Annotated in this window: 15 protein-coding genes; 7 read left to right on the top strand and 8 right to left on the bottom strand. The window is 71.3% G+C overall.

Annotated features, from left to right (window positions below):
- Positions 1-118 precede the first annotated feature (118 nt).
- From AXW62_RS03085 to AXW62_RS03075, 3 genes are read right to left on the bottom strand one after another with little or no spacing between them, the layout of a single operon-like run.
- Positions 119-970, bottom strand: a complete 852-nt coding sequence (locus tag AXW62_RS03085; RefSeq protein WP_063817516.1) for an HpcH/HpaI aldolase/citrate lyase family protein — start codon at positions 968-970, stop codon at positions 119-121.
- Between the two features lie 23 nt (positions 971-993).
- Complete coding sequence (locus AXW62_RS03080; RefSeq protein ID WP_060943121.1) at positions 994-2,238, bottom strand: SLC13 family permease; 1,245 nt, start codon at positions 2,236-2,238, stop codon at positions 994-996.
- Positions 2,228-3,445 (bottom strand): CaiB/BaiF CoA transferase family protein, encoded by a 1,218-nt coding sequence (locus tag AXW62_RS03075; protein ID WP_060943120.1) that lies wholly within the window; start codon positions 3,443-3,445, stop codon positions 2,228-2,230. Before AXW62_RS03075 ends, AXW62_RS03080 begins: the two co-directional genes overlap by 11 nt.
- A gap of 112 nt (positions 3,446-3,557) precedes the next feature.
- Between AXW62_RS03075 and AXW62_RS03070 the strand changes: the two genes are divergently transcribed.
- Both AXW62_RS03070 and AXW62_RS03065 read left to right on the top strand, forming a co-directional pair.
- A complete protein-coding gene (locus AXW62_RS03070) occupies positions 3,558-4,451 on the top strand; it encodes a LysR family transcriptional regulator (RefSeq protein ID WP_060943119.1) in 894 nt (297 codons plus the stop codon).
- Between the two features lie 56 nt (positions 4,452-4,507).
- Positions 4,508-5,077: a MaoC family dehydratase gene (locus AXW62_RS03065; protein WP_051886232.1), complete on the top strand. Its 570-nt coding sequence runs from the start codon at positions 4,508-4,510 to the stop codon at positions 5,075-5,077.
- 179 nt (positions 5,078-5,256) lie between these two features.
- On the opposite strand, the gene AXW62_RS03060 is transcribed toward AXW62_RS03065, so the two are convergent.
- Both AXW62_RS03060 and AXW62_RS03055 read right to left on the bottom strand, forming a co-directional pair.
- Positions 5,257-6,336 (bottom strand): NAD/NADP octopine/nopaline dehydrogenase family protein, encoded by a 1,080-nt coding sequence (locus AXW62_RS03060; protein ID WP_060943118.1) that lies wholly within the window; start codon positions 6,334-6,336, stop codon positions 5,257-5,259.
- A 156-nt stretch (positions 6,337-6,492) separates the two neighbouring features.
- On the bottom strand, positions 6,493-8,124 hold the full coding sequence (locus AXW62_RS03055; protein WP_063817515.1) for an AbgT family transporter: 1,632 nt from the start codon (positions 8,122-8,124) through the stop codon (positions 6,493-6,495).
- A gap of 311 nt (positions 8,125-8,435) precedes the next feature.
- Between AXW62_RS03055 and AXW62_RS03050 the strand changes: the two genes are divergently transcribed.
- The gene (locus AXW62_RS03050) at positions 8,436-9,143 is read left to right on the top strand and encodes a GntR family transcriptional regulator (protein WP_060943116.1); all 708 of its coding nucleotides are present in this window, start codon (positions 8,436-8,438) and stop codon (positions 9,141-9,143) included.
- A 75-nt stretch (positions 9,144-9,218) separates the two neighbouring features.
- On the opposite strand, the gene AXW62_RS03045 is transcribed toward AXW62_RS03050, so the two are convergent.
- Both AXW62_RS03045 and AXW62_RS03040 read right to left on the bottom strand, forming a co-directional pair.
- Positions 9,219-9,827 (bottom strand): GNAT family N-acetyltransferase, encoded by a 609-nt coding sequence (locus AXW62_RS03045; protein WP_060943115.1) that lies wholly within the window; start codon positions 9,825-9,827, stop codon positions 9,219-9,221.
- A gap of 189 nt (positions 9,828-10,016) precedes the next feature.
- Positions 10,017-10,412 (bottom strand): GNAT family N-acetyltransferase, encoded by a 396-nt coding sequence (locus AXW62_RS03040; protein WP_030831279.1) that lies wholly within the window; start codon positions 10,410-10,412, stop codon positions 10,017-10,019.
- A 260-nt stretch (positions 10,413-10,672) separates the two neighbouring features.
- On the opposite strand from AXW62_RS03040, the gene AXW62_RS03035 reads away from it, so the two are divergent.
- Genes AXW62_RS03035 through AXW62_RS03025 form a run of 3 tightly spaced genes read left to right on the top strand, consistent with a single transcriptional unit; the run spans position 10,673 to position 13,376 of the window.
- The gene (locus AXW62_RS03035) at positions 10,673-11,506 is read left to right on the top strand and encodes a CPBP family intramembrane glutamic endopeptidase (protein ID WP_060943114.1); all 834 of its coding nucleotides are present in this window, start codon (positions 10,673-10,675) and stop codon (positions 11,504-11,506) included.
- A complete protein-coding gene (locus tag AXW62_RS03030) occupies positions 11,506-12,720 on the top strand; it encodes a sensor histidine kinase (protein ID WP_060943113.1) in 1,215 nt (404 codons plus the stop codon). Before AXW62_RS03035 ends, AXW62_RS03030 begins: the two co-directional genes overlap by 1 nt.
- Complete coding sequence (locus AXW62_RS03025) at positions 12,717-13,376, top strand: response regulator (protein ID WP_060943112.1); 660 nt, start codon at positions 12,717-12,719, stop codon at positions 13,374-13,376. The genes AXW62_RS03030 and AXW62_RS03025 overlap by 4 nt, the downstream gene beginning before the upstream one ends.
- A 292-nt stretch (positions 13,377-13,668) precedes the next feature.
- Here AXW62_RS03025 and AXW62_RS03020 read toward each other — a convergent pair whose 3' ends face one another.
- Entirely contained in the window at positions 13,669-13,875 is a 207-nt protein-coding gene (locus AXW62_RS03020; RefSeq protein WP_060943111.1) for a hypothetical protein, read from the bottom strand.
- A 161-nt stretch (positions 13,876-14,036) separates the two neighbouring features.
- Here AXW62_RS03020 and AXW62_RS03015 point away from each other — a divergent pair, with 161 nt between their 5' ends.
- The gene (locus AXW62_RS03015; RefSeq protein WP_060943110.1) at positions 14,037-15,914 is read left to right on the top strand and encodes a propionyl-CoA synthetase; all 1,878 of its coding nucleotides are present in this window, start codon (positions 14,037-14,039) and stop codon (positions 15,912-15,914) included.
- The last annotated feature ends 94 nt before the right edge of the window (positions 15,915-16,008 follow it).

The raw sequence follows: 16,008 nt of genomic DNA, 5'->3' as shown, positions 1-16,008 counted from the left end.
AGCCTGGCGGAGGAAGCCGGCCCCCACTTCCCGCATCGGGCCTTCCGGCACCGGACCGGCCCACCGCCCCCCGGCATCCGCACGACCGGCGCCGGCCGCCGAACTCCGTGGCGGCGGCTCAGAGGCGGTCCGCACCGCCCGGCCGGCCAGGAGGTGTCGCCCGATGCGCACCCAGCAGTGACCGGGCCCGTCGCAGGCGTGGCCGGTCGATCATCTGTCCGTCCACGCGCACCGCGGCGCCGTCACTGTCCCCGGCGGCCCGCACGACCCGCCGGGCCCATTCCAGCTCGGCGTCCGTCGGCAGCCATGCCCGGTGCACCACGCCGACCTGTCGAGGGTGGACGCACAGGCGGCCGCCGAAGCCCAGCCCGCGGCTGCGCCGTGCGGCGGCGGCCAGACCGGCCTCGTCATCCAGCTGGGTGTACACACCGTCGAGCGGTGCGGGCAATCCGGCCGCCCGGGAGGCCACCACCAGCGCGGAACGGGCCCACAGCAGCTCCGGCTCGTCCGGCTCCGAGGGGACCAGGTCCATGTCCAGCGCGAGATCGACGCTTCCGAAGAGCAGCCGCGCCACCCCGGGTACCTGTGCGATGGCCGCCGCCTCGCGCACCCCGAGGGCGCTCTCCACCAGGGCCAGCACGGGCACACCGGCCGGCAGGCGGCGCAGCACCCCGGCCACGCCGTCCGCCGTCGAACTCTTCGGCAGCACCACGCCGCGCAGCCGCCGGGCCGCGGTGAGCGCGGCCAGGTCCGCCGCGTGCCAGGGGGTGTCCGCGGCATTGATCCTCACGAAGCCGTCGTGTGTGTCCAGCCATCGGATCGCGGCCTCCCGCGCCACGGTCTTGGCACCCGGCGCCACGGCGTCCTCGAGGTCGACCAGCACTCCGTCCGCCCCGCTGGCCGCCGCCTTCGCGAAGCGCTCCGGCCGGTCGCCGGGGACGAAGAGCAGCGTACGGTCAGCGGGCTCCACGGGTGTCCCTCCCTCCGCCGCGTTCACGCGACCACGAAGGCTGCCCAGGCGGCGGTGGGAGCCAGTGCGCACACCCCGGCGCCCCACCACAGCAACCCCTGGTACACGCCGGGCCGCAGCCGTTCGGGTGCGTTGGCCACCACCAGCGCACCGTTGGTGGAGAAGGGACTGGCGTCCACGACGGTCGCCGCGGCCGCCAGCGCCATCACCATGCCGGTCGTCCCGATGGCACCGGACTTCAGGAACGGAGCGGACAGCGGCATCAGGGCACCGAGGATCCCGGTGGTCGAGGCGAAGGCCGAGACGACACCGCCCACGTAGCAGATCACCAGGGCGGCCAGCAGCGGGGTGCCGATCGCCGCGATCATCTTCCCCAGGGAGTCCACGATGCCCAGTTCCTGCAGCAGGGCGACGTAGGTCACGATGCCGCACACCAGGAGCACCACGGGCCAGGCGATCTCCTTGGTGGCCAGCCGGGACGTGCGGGGGAAGAGCAGGGCCAGTGACACCGCCAGGGTGAGGGCCAGGAAGCCGGTGTCCAGGGAGAGGACCGTGGTGCCCAGCACCAGTGCGGCCATCGCGGCCAGCGTCACCACGCGCTCCGCGCCCGGCGAAGAAGCCGGGTCCCCCTCCGTGGGCTCGGTGTCCTCCTCCAGCACCTGCGGTTCGAGCCGTCCGCGCCCGAAGACCAGCCATGACACCGCGGCGACCGCCAGGTTGAAGGAGAAGGTGCCCGCGAAGAGCAGCCCGCCGCTGACCGGCAGGTGGTTCTTCTCCAGCGCCGAGTGGACGATGCCGCCCAGGATCCCGGAGGGGGCGAAACTGCCCGCCGCGGCCCCGTTCACGGCCATCAGCCCGGCGTACAGCGGATTGACGCGGTGTCTGACGGCGAAGGCGACACCGATCGGCGCCACGATCGCGACCGCCGCGGGCGAGGCCGCGCCGGTCGCGCAGAGCAGTGCCGCCATTCCGAAGAGCACCCAGGGGACGGCCCCCACCCGGGCGCCCACCGCCCGCACCGCGACCCGTACCAGCCAGTCCACCGTGCCGTTGACGCGGGCGATCCCGAACAGGAACGTGACGGCGACCAGCACCAGGAACATGCTCGTCGGGAAACCCGCCAGTACCTCGTCCGGCGTCCGGCCGAGGGCGACCACTCCGAACAGAAAGGTGGCGACCAGCGCGAGCATGCCCATGTTCAGCCCCCGCACACCGGAGAGCAGGAACACGGCGGCGAGCGCCAGGACTCCGATGAGTTCATTCGGCATGGCCGACCCCCTCGCGGGCGGCGCCGTGGGCCGCGGCCAGCCACGCCAGGACGGACTCGGTGTGCTCGCCCAGCTCCGGTACCCGGCCCAGCCGCCGCGGGTGCTCGCCGTGGACGGTGACCGGGGGTATCAGGCCCTCCAGCACACCGACCGGGCTGTCGAACGGAGCCCAGCGCCGGCGGTCCCGCAGCTGGGGGTGTGCGCTGAACTCCGCTACGGTGCGCTGGCGCGCGTAGGCGATCGACGCCTCCTCCAGCCGGGCCACCAGCTCCTCGCCGGTGAGGGTGCCCGTCACCTCGCTCACCAGGACGTCGAGCTCGGCGCGGTGCGCCACCCGGTCGGCGTTCCCGGAAAAGCGCGGGTCGTCGCACAGGCCGGGGCGCCGCAGCACGATCCGGCAGAAGGAAGCCCACTCCCGCTCGTTCTGCAGCCCGAGGTTGATCGTCTGCCCGTCCCGCGTGGGGAACGGGCCGTAGGGGGCGATCGTCGCGTGACGGGCGCCGGCGCGGGCCGGAGCCGTGCCGCCGTAGCGCGTGTAGTACTCGGCGTACCCCATCCATTCCCCGAGGGCCTCCAGCATCGAGACCTCCAGCTGCGAGCCCCGGCCGGTGCGGGCCCGCTTCAGCAGGGCCGTGAGAATGCCGGAATACGCGTACATCCCCGCACATATGTCCGCGATGGACAGGCCCACCTTGGACGGGGTCTCGGGGGTGCCGGTGAGGGACACCAGCCCCGCCTCGCACTGGACCAGGAGGTCGTACGCCTTGCGGTCGCGGTAGCGGCCGGTACTGCCGTAGCCGGATATGTCGCAGGTGATCAGCCGGGGGTGGCTGAGCGCGAGGACGTGGTGGCCGATGCCCAGGCGGGCCGCGGCGCCGGGTGCCAGGTTCTGCACCAGGACGTCGGCCCGGTCCACCAAGGCGTGCAGCTGCCGGTTGCCCTCCGGGGAGCGCACATCGAGCTGGACGCTCTCCTTTCCCCGGTTCAGCCAGACGAAGTGGCTGGACATACCCCGCACGGTGCGGTCGTAGCCGCGGGCGAGATCGCCGCTGCCGGGGCGTTCGATCTTGATGACGCGGGCGCCCAGATCCGCCAGTTGGCGGGTGGCGAACGGAGCGGCGACGGCCTGCTCCAGAGAAACGACGAGCAGGCCGGACAGGGGCCCGTCGGGGCGTTCCTGCTCAGGGCGCGGATGCGGCTCGGACATGGGGTCCCTCCCATGGAGTCCTGGTTGGTGAGGACTCACTGTGGGTCGCCGCCCGACCGTTGTGAAATGACGAAACCTCGCCAGGGCCATGCGCCGCACGTATAGTCCCTGCATGGAGATACGGGAGCTGCAGTGGTTCACGGCCCTGGCCGAGCACGAGCACGTGACGGTCACCGCGGAACGGCTCAACATCTCCCAGCCGACCCTGTCCCGGGCCATCCGGCGGCTGGAGCGACGCGTGGGTGTTCCGCTGTTCGACCGGCACCAGAACCGGCTCCGGCTCAACAAGTACGGCGAGGTCTTCCGCGCCCACGCCCTGCGCGCGATCAGCGAGGTCTCCGGCGCCGAGCAGCGCATCACCGCCCTGATCGACCCCGACACCGGCACCGTGGCACTGGGTTTCCTGCACTCCTACGGCACCTGGCTGGTGCCCGACCTCCTCGCCGGGTACCGCCGGCTGGCTCCCGGCACCACCTTCGAGCTGCGCGGCGACGCCGCCGACGCCGTGGTCGACGACGTCCGCAACAGCAGGCTGGACCTGGGGCTGACCAGCCCGCGACCGGCCGGTGACGACGTGGAGTGGACACCGCTGCGCAACGAGGCGCTGTGCCTGCTCGTCCCGCCCGGACACCGGCTGGCCAGACGCCGCAGGGTGCGGACCGCGGAGCTGGCCGACGAGGCGTTCGTGGCACTGCAGCCGGTCTTCGGACTGCGCCAGATCACCGAAAAGCTGTGCGCCGCGGCCGGATTCGCGCCGCGGGTCGTCCTGGAGAGCACCGAGCTGAGCACACTGCGCGCCCTGGTCGCCGCCGGCCTCGGAGTGGCCGTCGCCCCCATCACCGGCGCCCCGTCCGGACCCGGTGAACACGCCGTGGCCGTGCCGCTCGAGGATCCGCAGGCGCACCGCACGGTCGGCGTGGTCACCCTCGCCGGAGGACCACGCGCGCCCGTGGTGGCGAGGTTCTACGACTACGTACGGTCCAGGGCTCATGCGCCGCACGCATGAGCCCGGTGAAGATTCGGCATTTCACGGCGGACCGGGGCTTCCCGAAAATGAGCGCCATGACGACTGAGAACCCGGGTCAGGGCGCCCCCCGCACCGCCGCCGCCGAGGGCTGGCAGGGCCGCTACTTCGAGGACTTCACCATCGGCGACGTGTACCGCCACCCCCTGGGCCGCACGGTCCTGGAGACGGACAACTCCTGGCTCACGCTGCTGACGCAGAACACCGCGCCGCTGCACTTCGACCGCCACTACGCGGCGGGCACCGCCTGGGGCAAGCCGCTGGTGGACTCCACCTTCACACTCGCCCTGGTCACCGGGCAGAGTGTCACCGACATCTCCCAGCATGTGATGGCCAATCTCGGCTGGGACCGGGTCAGGCTGCCCAACCCGGTCTTCGAGGGCGACACGATCTACTCGCAGTCCGAGGTCCTCCACAAGCGGGAGTCCGCCAGCCGTCCTGACGTGGGCATCATCGGTGTGCGCACCATCGGCTACAACCAGGACGGCGTCATCGTCATCACCTTCGAGCGGACACTGATGGTCTACCGCCGCGGACACGGGCCCCGGTTCGCGGCGGTGGAACCGGTCTGGGACGAGCGGTCCCGCAGGGCCGCCGGGCTGCACTGACCGGACCCGGGGCCGCTCGCGGCGTTCCGGTCCGGCACCGGCCGCTGTCCGAAGGCCGGTGCCGGGGCCGCCCGCGCGCTCGGCCCGCGTACCGGAACACCGCGGCCCGGGGCGGCCACCCCGCGTACGCCGGTACGGCGGGCGGCCGACGCGCGGCGGTCACGGCATGTGGCGCGCGGTCACACCACACCGTCGATGAACGCGGCGCGGATGCCGCGGACGTCGGAGCCGAGCAGACCCAGGGACCGCGCTGTGCGGCCACCGGCCACGAAGTCCTGCCCGCACAGCGGCCCGCTCAGGGCCACGAACGCGTCGGTCAGGGGGAGGGAGAGCCCGATCTGCGCGGCCAGCGAACTCCAGATGACCAGCCCGAAGGGGATGTCCTCGGTGAAGTACCGGTGCCTGATCGAGTCGGGCTCGGGGAAACCCTGACGGCCGTAGCCCTGCACGACGCGCTCGACGAAGCTGCCCTCGGTCACCCCGTAGGCGGTGTTGAGGAAATCCCAGAAGCTGGCCGCCTTCACCTGGAGCGCCTCCGCCAGGGCGAGCCGTTCCCGGTCCAGGGCGTCGATGACCTCGGCGATGCGCGGTGTCACCAGGGTGTGCAGCGGGTGGCCGTCGGCGTCTTCCACCGTCTTGAAGTTCAGCACCGCCGGCGGCACGTGGTAGATGGGGTTGCAGTTGTTCAGTCCGACGGTCAACGTGTCCTCGCCCGGCACGTAGCGGTCGTCGAAGTACGGACGCAGGATGTCCAGAGCCCGGGGCGTGTCCGCGCTGGGGACGGCGGCCAGCGGGACCGCGTGCTTGATCGCCCCGATGTAGACGTGCGCGGGACGGCGCAGCCGGCACGTGTACAGACTGGTCGGCGTCTCCGCGATGAGGCAGGGCCGCCGGCCGGCGATCGCGAACATGCGCGCCAGCTCGACGCCGCTGCCGAGCACGCCCGGCTGGAACAGGACGAGCTGGTCCGGCTCGAGGACGGACGCCAGTTCCCGGGACAGGTACGCGTGGGCGAAGGCGGGTGCGGCGACGATGACCACCTCGGCGCCGCTGACGGCGTGTGCGAGGTCGGTCGTCAGCACCGAGGGTGTGCCGTGGCCCTCCACGTCTCCGGTCATGTCGATGCCGTCATTGGCCTCGATCGGCTCCAGATCGCGGCCCCACCTGTCGAAGACGCGTACGTGGTGTCCCTTGAAGGACATGTGGCCGGCGATTGCCTGGCCGACGTTGCCTGCGCCGAGGATGGCGATGCTGCCCATAGTGCGTGACTCTTTTCGTTCTCAACGTGTGCGGGGGGGGTGGGCTCGGCGTCGCCGAGCCGGGAAGGTGCTGTGGTGTCGTGACAGGCGTTCGCGGCTTCCTTCCGGCGGTCGGGCGCCCGTTGTCCGGCGGGGATCCGCCGGACCGGGCGGGGGTCATCTGACGGGCACCCCCGGACCGAGCGGGATGCCCAGGGCGTACCAGAGGGCGAAGAAGGACGACCAGGAGACGAGTACGGCGAGCGCCACCGGCACCGTGAAGGACAGCATGGTTCCGATGCCCGCGCCCTTCCGGAACTGCTGGAGGAATCCCAGGGCCAGGACGAAGTACGCGTTCATGGGCGTGGTGTTGGTGACCGAGTCCCCGATCATGAAGGAAACCATCGCCGCTTGGGGGGAGAGCCCGATGTACATGGCCAGGGGGACCACGACGGGGGCGAGGATGGACCACATCGCCGAGCCGCTGCTGATGATGATGTTGAGCCCGCTGATGGCCAGGACGATCACGAGCAGGATGACGAGGTGGGGCGCGTCCAGGGACTTCAGGAGCCGAGCGCCCTCCACGGTGATCACATTGCTGATGCCGGTCCAGGTGAAGTAGGCGAGGAACTGCGAGACCACGAAGAACAGCACGATCACCGGGACGAAGGACTTCACGCCGTCGGCCATGGCGGAGGGGACGGACGACAGCGAGGGGATCGTGCCCACCTGCCGGCCGTAGACCATCCCGAGGAGGGCGAACAGCAGCGAGATGAACACGGCGATGTTCACCACGACCACGGACTGGACGATGCTGCCGCCCTCGCCGCGGAACGGGGATCCCGGCAGCAGGAGGGCGGCCACCGCCGCGACGTAGAGCACGAGCACCGCGCCGGACAGCCGCATGGCGCGCTTCTCGACGGCGCTCAGGGTGAACGCGGGGGAGACCTCGCCGGCCGGCCCGCTGTGACGTGGCGCATCGGCGTGGGCGGTGTGCCGTGGCGCGTCGGCGTGGGCGGTGTTGAAGAGCCTGTCGGCGGCCTCGTCGTCCTCGGGTGTCGGCACGAACTCGGGCCGTCGGGCCAGCACGCGGTCGACCGTGAGGGCGATGACGGCCGCGAGGAACACCGAGGAGACCGCGGTGAAGAAGTACGTGGCCACCGGAGTGATGACGTAGTGCGGATCGACGGTGTGCGCGGCCTCGGCCGCCAGGGAGGACCTGACCGCGTCGGCCGGTGTCACCAGCGGGCTGGCGTTGAAGCCGATGGCCGTCGACGCGTAGGCGACCATCAGGCCGAGCACCGGGCTGCGGCCAACGGTCCGGAAGGCCAGCGCGCCCAGCGGAATCATCACGATGTACGCGGAATCGCTCATCACGTGCGCGATCATGGAGCTGAACGCGATGGAGAAGGTCAGCCACCGGACGGGCAGACGGCCGATCGTGACGCGCAGAAGCGCCGTGAGGAGGCCGCTCTTCTCGGTGACGCTGACCCCGAGCAGGACCACCACCACGACCGACAGCGGCGCGAACCCGGCGAAGTTGTCCAGGGCCGACTCCGCGGCGAACTTGGCTCCTTGGAGCGAGAGCAGGCTCTTCACCGCGACGGAGTCCCCTGTCGACGGCAGGGTGACGGATACCCCCGCCCCGGCGAGCACGGCGCTGACCACACCCAGCAGTGCTGCGAAGATCCAGAACAGCCAGAACGGATGGGGAAGCCGGTTCCCCGCCCGTTCCAGCGCGCTGAGCGCCCGGAACAACCGGTTCATGGAGCCGTTCACGGTCGGACTGCTGCTTCGAAGTTGCGTCATCTGAGGCCTTATCGGGTCGACGGTGAACGCGGCTTGTCGGGCGGGGTGTGCTGCTCTGGCTGATGCGCAAGGCCGACCGCCGGGGTGTCCGGGGTGTCCGGGGCGGCGAGGGTGCGACCGGTGGGGGTACCGGATCGGCACGTGCTTGCGAAGAGGAAATCCGCTTCCTTCAGGACGAGTCAGCCCCGCCGACTCGTGCAATCCCTGTGATATTTCACAGGGATGATACGCTGCGGCGAGGGGATGTCAACAGGTCTTCGTACGGATGGACACCACGGATGGACACCCGATGACGAGGACCGCCACGCGGAGTGCTGGAAAAGGAGCTGTGGTTGGTGAAACCGGGACTGTCGATGGCGGAGCAGGCGTACGCATCCCTCAAGCGCGACATCATCCGGTGCCACCTCCGCCCGGGTGACGTCATCGTGGAGGCGTGGCTCGCGGAGCGCTACGGGATGAGCAAGACCCCGGTGCGCGAAGCCATCAACGCGCTGCGCAGAGAAGGTCTGGTCGTGGTCGTCCCGCGGCGGGGAACCTTCGTGAAGCCGACGGATCTCGGCGCCCTCCAGGACACCTACCGCCTGCGACGGCTCCTGGAGCCGGAAGCGGCCGTGCTCGCCGCGCAGCGGGCCGGCGCCGAGGACCTCGAGCGTCTGGACGCACTCAGCGCGGCAACCGTAGCGGCGAACGCCTCACGTCCCGACCTGAACGAAGCCAACCGGCTGCTCCACGTGGGGATCGCGGAAGTGGCGCGCGTGTCACTGATGATCCCGATGATCAACACATTGCACGAAGAGATCGAACGCTTCCTGAACCTCCGGGGAGAACTCGGCCGGCCCTCGTACACGATCGTCAACCACGGGCGACTGGTCGAAACCATCAGGAGCGGCTCGGAGGAGGAGATCAGACAGGTCGCCCTCGAAGGCATCGAGCGCTCCCGCCAGTACATGCTGGACACCCTGCTGTCCGGGGGGACCGGGGGGACCGGGGGGACCGGGGGAGCCGGGCAACAGGGGTGAGCGGGACGTGCGGGCCGGGCGGCCCGGGATGAACGGCTCCGGCGGCCCGCCGCCGGAGGTCGGGATCTCAGGCTCTCAGCGCGGGTCCCTGCGCATGCAGCAGATGCGGGGGCCGTTGTCGGGGAGCCGGACATCGGCCGTGACCGTGAAGCCGAGGCGCTCGTAGAACCGCACGTTCGCCTCGCCGGAGGTCTCCAGGAACGCCGGGCACCCGGCGCGCTCGGCCTCCTGGATGCCCGGACCCAGCACCGCACTGCCCAGGCCCTGTCCCTGCGCATCGGGGGCGGTGCCCACGGTTTCCAGGAACCATCCCGGCTCCTGGGGCCGGTACGGGGCGATGGCCTTGTCCGCGGCCGCGGACGCGGCGGCCCGGTCGCCGCTGAGTTCGGCGAGGACCGGCCCGAGTTCGGCGAAGGCGGGCGAGGGGTCCTGGCCGGGCACGGCCCAGACGGCCACGGCGCGGCCCTCGTCGGCGACCCACACTCGGCCGTACACCATGCCGATACGGGTCAGGCACAACTCCTGGTACCGCCGGATCCGCTCCTGGTGATCGTCCGCTGCGACCACGTGCCGGGTGTACGGGTAGTCGGCGAAGGCGCGGGCCAGGGTATCGACCGCGGTGGGAATGTCGGCGTCGGTGATGGGACGCACCACAGGGGCTTTTCGGTTCTGTGCGGTGTTCACCGAGCCATCCTGCCACCGGGTGCATGCCACGCCAACGCCTTTTGACCGGGGGAGCGTGCCGGACGCCCCGGCCCGGAGGGGACTCGTGCACACACGTGGTGCACGGACCGAGGCTCCAGCACCCTGCGCGGGGGACCTGCCAGGAGCTTCGCGGCTGCCCGTGTCCGGGGCCCATGCGGCGAGGCCGGCTCAGAGCGCGATGAGTCCCGCCGGGGTGGGTTCGAACCCGCAGGCGTCGAAGTAGAACGACCGCAGATCGTCATCGAAGTCGACATGAAGCCATTCGCATCCGGCGGCACGGGCTTGCCGGGTGGCCTCGGCGACGAGCCCGGCTCCGATCCCGGACCGGCGACGGCCCCCCGCGACCATGGTGTCCAGGACGAACGCGTGGACGCCGCCGTCCCAGGCGACGTTGACGAAGCCGACGAGGTCACCGTCATCGCGTGCGCAGACCCAGCCGAGGCTGTGGCGTCGCACCTGGGTCAGCCAATCGATATCGGCAGTCGGGTGGTTGAAGCCCTCCGCATGCAGCGCATTGACATCGACGTTGTCGAAGCCTCCCCGCCACTCATAGGTGATCGTCATGGCGTGAGTCTAGTGAGCGGCCGGGCTCCTGTGACGGGAGCGGAGCGAAAGGACCGGGCCCTGCCGTGGCCGCGCCTTCGTCCGACCGGCCGGAAGGTCTTTTCCGGGCCCGGGGGTCTGTCCCCCGTGAGAGCTACGTGCGGATGTCCACCGTGAGGTGATGATTCCCGATCACCGTGTCCATAGCGTTCAGTTCAGCCGTGGCGCCCCGGCCGCGGACCGGACAGGGAACCGGGAACGGAACCGAAGGAAGAGTCGTGATGAAACTGGTGTGGCAGATCCTGGCCGTGGTCGCGGTCGGTGCGGTCGGTGGTCAGGGCGCCAGCGCGGTGCGGGACAACCCGTGGCTCTCGCTCCTCCTGGGAGGCGTGACGGCCGTGCTCTCGGTGGTGGTCTACCGGTGGGTCGTGGGGCGCACCGAGCGGCGCCCGGTCACGGAGCTGGCCCGGGAGGGAGCGCGCGGATCGCTGCTCAGGGGCCTGGTCATCGGCGTCGCGATGTTCGGGTGCGTCATCGCGAACCTCTACGTCTACGGGGCCTATGAGGTCCACGGCTTCGGCTCGCTGACCGGAGCCATCGGGCTGGTCGGCTTCATGACCGGTGCCGCCGTCACGGAGGAACTGATGTTCCGCGGCCTGCTCTTCCGGCTCGTGGAGCGAGGTCTGGGCACGTACATCGCGCTGGTGCTGTCCGGTGTGGTGTTCGGCGCGGCCCATCTGCTCAACAAGGACGCCACCCTGCTGGGTGCCGCCGCCATCGCGATCGAGGCCGGTGGCATGCTCGCCGCCGCGTACGCCGCCACTCGCTCCCTGTGGCTGCCGATCGGCCTGCACTTCGGCTGGAACTTCGCCGAATCCGGCATCTTCGGCACCGAGGTCTCGGGCAACGGCGACACGCACGGGCTGATGGACGCCTCGACGTCGGGCGCCGAGCTGATCACCGGCGGCGAGTTCGGCCCGGAGGCCAGTGTGTACTCGGTGCTGTTCGGTGCGCTGCTGACCATCGCCTTCCTGTGGCTGGCCCGCCGGCGCGGCCACATCGTCCCCCGGCAGCGTGCCGAGCGCGTCAACGCCCTCGCTACACTCGCGCGGTGATGAGCATCCAGGGGGCGGGCCGGGTCTGGCGCCGGCTCGACGTCACCGTCCGCGACCTTCCGCTCGGGATACTGTTCCTGGTCGTGTCGGTCCTGCCGGGACTGCGCGGCCACGGGACGGAGGTCGGCGACCTGCCGACCCGCCCCTTCGACGCGCTCGCCGTCCTGACCCTCGCCCTCGAATGCCTTCCGCTCGCGGTGCGCCGGCGGTGGCCGGCCGTCTGTCTGGCGCTGGTGACGTGCGGCTTCGCCCTCGACCAGCTGCGCGGCTACCACTCGGCCGCCGGCACCGCCCTGCCCATCGTGCTGATCAGCGCGGGGTCCCATCTGGAACACCGCCGGCGCGCCACCGTGGTCCTGCTCACCGTGGCGTACGTGCCGCTGGCGATCGCACTCTCCCAGCTGGGTTCGGGCGGCGAGACGCCGACGGAGTTCGTGACGTTCTACCTGGTGCTGGCCCTGGCGTGGGGGGCCGGGGCGTGGCTGCGGGCCACCCGGCTCGCGGAGGCCGAACGCCGCGAACGTGTCGCCGCGGAGACCCGCACCGCCGAACGCGCCCAGCTCGCCCGCGAACTGCACGACGTGGTGACCCACCACGTGACCGCCATGGTCGTCCAGGCCGAAGCCGCACGCTACCTGACCGCCGCACCCGAGCGGCTCGAGCAGTCCCTGACCGCCGTCAGCGACACCGGCCGCCGCGCCATCACCGACCTGCGCCACCTGCTCGACCTGCTCAACCCCGACTACGGCCCCGGCCCCGGCCACGGCCACGGCACCGGCACCGGCACCGGCACGGGGGCGATGGAGGCCAAGGAGCCCAGGACACCGGCCGTCGGCAGGGTCCTCACCCTCGTGGAGCAGACCCGCCGGGCCGGACAGCCGGTGGACTTCACCGAACAGGGCACGCCACCGGCATCGACCGGCAGCGCCGACCTGGTCGCCTACCGGGTGGTGCAGGAAGCCCTGACCAACGCGCTCAAGTACGCTCACGGCAGCAGGACTTCCGTCCAGGTACGGCACGGCGAAAGGGAGATCACCGTGGAGGTCAGCACGGACGGAACCGGCTCACCCAGCGCCGCCGCCGTCGGCAGCGGACGGGGCCTGGCCGGCCTGCGCGAACGCATCGGCGTCCTGGGCGGCGACTTCCACGCCGGCAGCGGCATGGACGGCGGCTTCACCGTACGGGCCCGCATCCCCGCCGGCGGCACCTCGTGAGCGCGCCGATCCGGGTCCTGGTCTGCGACGACCAGATGCTGGTCCGCACCGGTCTGGTCACCATCATCGACGCCCAGCCCGACATGGAGGTGGCGGGCGAATGCGGGGACGGGCGGACCGGAGTCGAACTCGCCCGCGAGGTGAAGCCCGACGTCGTCGTGATGGACATCCGCATGCCGGTCCTCGACGGCCTGGAAGCCACCCGCCTGCTGGCCGGCGCCGGAGTGCCCCACCCCGTCAAAGTGCTCGTGGTGACGACGTTCAACCTGGACGAATACGTCTACGAGGCACTGCGCGCCGGCGCCAGCGGCTTCCTCCTCAAGGACGCGCCCCCGGACCGGCTGCTCCACGGCATCCGGACCGTGGCCACCGGCGCGGCCCTCCTCGACCCCGATGTGACACGCCAGCTCGTCGGCCGCTACGCCGCCCGCATCCGCCCCGCCGAGAACACCGCCCGCGACATCCCGCTCACCCCCCGCGAACTGGAGGTCCTCCGCCTCATCGCGGACGGCCTCTCCAACAGCGAGATCGCCGCGGCCCTCGTCATCAGCCAGGAGACCGTCAAGACCTTCGTCTCCCGCATCCTCACCAAACTCCAGCTCCGCGACCGCGTCCAGGCCGTCGTCTACGCCTACCGCCACGGCCTGGCAACCTGACGCCGCCGTGCGGGCGGGACGCATGCGGCGCGCCGTGGACGCCACACGTGGCATCACCTCCGGACCGTGTGCGCAGGTGAGCGGTGGCGGGGTGCGGGGGTGCGGGTCACCGGTGGGCGGCCAGGCCGACGCGGTGGACGCGGGTCTGCTCGGCGACGCGGCGGCCGAGGTGGCGCGCGGTGCTCAGGTCGGCGTCGTGCACGGCGGCCGGGACTTCCGGCCTGCCCGCGACAGGCCGGACAACCGTAACGGCCCCCGGGGGAACCCGGCGGGCCGTTACGAAAGAACGAGGCTAGCTGTTGTTCCAAAGCGCGTCGTAGGTGGCCGTGACGTAGGTGCCGCTTCGGTCGGAACCGATGATGCCGGGGGCCATCCTGACGTCGCCGTCCATGTCGAGGACCAGGGACGCGCCCAGCTCCTCGCCGGAGGCCACGTGCTGTTCGAACGTGGCGCGGACGGAGCCGAATCGGGCGTCGTGCCTCCCCGCTGCGGTGCTCATGGCGGCTCACAGAAACCGGATGAAAGGCAGCCATCCGGGCCGCCACGTGCCGTAACGGCGTGCTGTCGAGCGGTGCGCGCCCGAGGGCGAAAGCTGGTGGCCGCCCGGTCCATGGGTCACACTGCTCACAGTTTCAAGGCTGAGCGACGGGAAGGGCTCTGATGGGCGCCTACGAAGAAACTCACCACCGTAGCCTCGAGGATGCCGAGGGATTCTGGCTGGACGCCGCGGCGGCGATCGACTGGACCCGGCCGCCGACCCGGGCTCTGGACGATTCCCGTGCGCCGCTCATGCGGTGGTTCCCCGACGGGGAGCTCAACACCTCGTACAACGCGCTGGACCGCCATGTCGAGGCCGGTCGCGGCGGCCGGACCGCCCTGATCCACGACTCCCCGGTGACCGGCACGGTCCGGCGTTTCAGCTACGCGGAACTCCGTGACGAGGTCGCGCGCTTCGCCGGCGGGCTGCGCTCGCTGGGGGTCAGCAAGGGCGACCGGGTGATCGTCTACATGCCGATGGTGCCCGAGGCGGTCATCGCCATGCTGGCCTGTGCCAGGATCGGCGCCGTGCACTCGGTGGTCTTCGGCGGCTTCGCGCCCAAGGAACTGGCCGCCCGGGTCGATGACGCCGAACCTGTCGTGATCGTCACCGCGTCCTGCGGGATCGAGCCGACACGGGTCGTGGAGTACCGGCCGATCGTCGAGGAGGCGCTCGAACTCGCCACCCACCAGCCGGACCAGGTGATCGTCCTCCAGCGCGACACCGCGCGAGCCGAGCTCGGCGGACGCTATCTGGACTGGGCGGAGCTCATCGCCGACGCGGAGCCCGTCGGCCCGGTTCCGGTGGCGGCCACCGACCCGCTGTATGTGCTGTACACCTCCGGAACCACCGGCAAGCCCAAGGGCGTCGTGCGCGACAACGGCGGCCATGCGGTCGCGCTGGCGTGGTCGATGGCCGCGGTCTACGACATCGGGCCGGGCGACGTCTGGTGGACCGCCTCCGACGTCGGCTGGGTGGTCGGCCACTCCTACATCGTCTACGCACCGCTGCTGATCGGCGCGACCACCGTGCTGTACGAGGGCAAGCCCGTCGGCACACCGGATGCCGGTGCGTTCTGGCGCGTCATCGGCGAACACCGGGTGAAGGCGCTGTTCACCGCCCCCACCGCACTGCGGGCGATCAAGAGGGTCGACCCGGAGGCCGCCGAGCTGAAGAAGTACGACCTGTCCTCGCTCCGCACGCTCTTCATGGCCGGGGAGCGGCTCGACCCCGAGACCTACCACTGGGCACACGGACACCTCGGCACGCCGGTGATCGACCACTGGTGGCAGACCGAGACCGGCTGGCCGGTCGCGGCGAACCTCCGGGGGCTGGAGCCGATGCCGGTCAAGCCCGGGTCGGCCACGGTTCCGGTTCCCGGCTGGGACGTACGCATCCTCGGCCAGGACGGTGCCGAACTGCCCGCGGGCCAGGAGGGTGTGATCGCGATCCGGCTCCCGCTGCCGCCCGGCGCGCTACCCACTCTGTGGGGTGATGACGAGCGGTTCGTCGCGGCCTACCTGTCGCGGTACGACGGCTACTACCTGACCGGTGACTCCGGGTACCGCGACGCGGACGGCTATCTGTTCGTCATGGGCCGCACGGACGACGTGATCAACGTCGCCGGGCACCGGCTGTCGACCGGTGCGATGGAAGCGGTGCTCGCGGCGCACCCGGCCGTCGCCGAGTGTGCGGTGATCGGGGTGTACGACCAGCTCAAGGGCCAGCTGCCCCAGGGCCTCGTGGTGCTCAAGGCCGGCGCCGGGATCGGCGAGGACGACCTCCGCCAGGAGCTGGTCGCGGCGGTGCGCCGGGAGATCGGCCCGGTCGCCGCGTTCCGCTCCGTCTCGGTGGTGGACGCGCTGCCCAAGACCCGGTCGGGAAAGATCCTTCGCAAGACGATGCGCGGGATCGCCGAGGGGCGCGATGAACCGGTGCCGTCGACGATCGAGGACCCGGCGGTGCTGGACGCGCTGCGGCCCGTGCTGCGTCCTGAGTGAGCGATCGCCCCGCGGTGCGCCGGACCGCAGGAAGCCGGACGGGGCCCCGGGCGGCGACGCGTCCCGCCGGCCCGGCCCGTCCCGCGGTCGCCGG

It is taken from the genome of Streptomyces hygroscopicus subsp. hygroscopicus (assembly GCF_001553455.1).
In the GTDB taxonomy this organism is placed as follows: Bacteria; Actinomycetota; Actinomycetes; order Streptomycetales; family Streptomycetaceae; genus Streptomyces; species Streptomyces hygroscopicus.
Note: the sequence above shows the minus strand (reverse complement) of the source record. Positions and strands in the feature narration are given on the sequence as shown.

Bases quoted from the DNA above. Each gene is read 5' to 3' on its own strand.
- AXW62_RS03040 (WP_030831279.1), bottom strand. From the start codon at position 10,412: ATGACGATCACCTATGAGTGGCGGGGAGGCTTCGACAACGTCGATGTC.
- AXW62_RS03035 (WP_060943114.1), top strand. From the start codon at position 10,673: ATGAAACTGGTGTGGCAGATCCTGGCCGTGGTCGCGGTCGGTGCGGTC.
- AXW62_RS03070 (WP_060943119.1), top strand. From the start codon at position 3,558: ATGGAGATACGGGAGCTGCAGTGGTTCACGGCCCTGGCCGAGCACGAG.
- AXW62_RS03015 (WP_060943110.1), top strand. From the start codon at position 14,037: ATGGGCGCCTACGAAGAAACTCACCACCGTAGCCTCGAGGATGCCGAG.
- AXW62_RS03055 (WP_063817515.1), bottom strand. From the start codon at position 8,124: ATGACGCAACTTCGAAGCAGCAGTCCGACCGTGAACGGCTCCATGAAC.
- AXW62_RS03065 (WP_051886232.1), top strand. From the start codon at position 4,508: ATGACGACTGAGAACCCGGGTCAGGGCGCCCCCCGCACCGCCGCCGCC.
- AXW62_RS03080 (WP_060943121.1), bottom strand. From the start codon at position 2,238: ATGCCGAATGAACTCATCGGAGTCCTGGCGCTCGCCGCCGTGTTCCTG.
- AXW62_RS03020 (WP_060943111.1), bottom strand. From the start codon at position 13,875: ATGAGCACCGCAGCGGGGAGGCACGACGCCCGATTCGGCTCCGTCCGC.
- AXW62_RS03075 (WP_060943120.1), bottom strand. From the start codon at position 3,445: ATGTCCGAGCCGCATCCGCGCCCTGAGCAGGAACGCCCCGACGGGCCC.
- AXW62_RS03030 (WP_060943113.1), top strand. From the start codon at position 11,506: ATGAGCATCCAGGGGGCGGGCCGGGTCTGGCGCCGGCTCGACGTCACC.
- AXW62_RS03060 (WP_060943118.1), bottom strand. From the start codon at position 6,336: ATGGGCAGCATCGCCATCCTCGGCGCAGGCAACGTCGGCCAGGCAATC.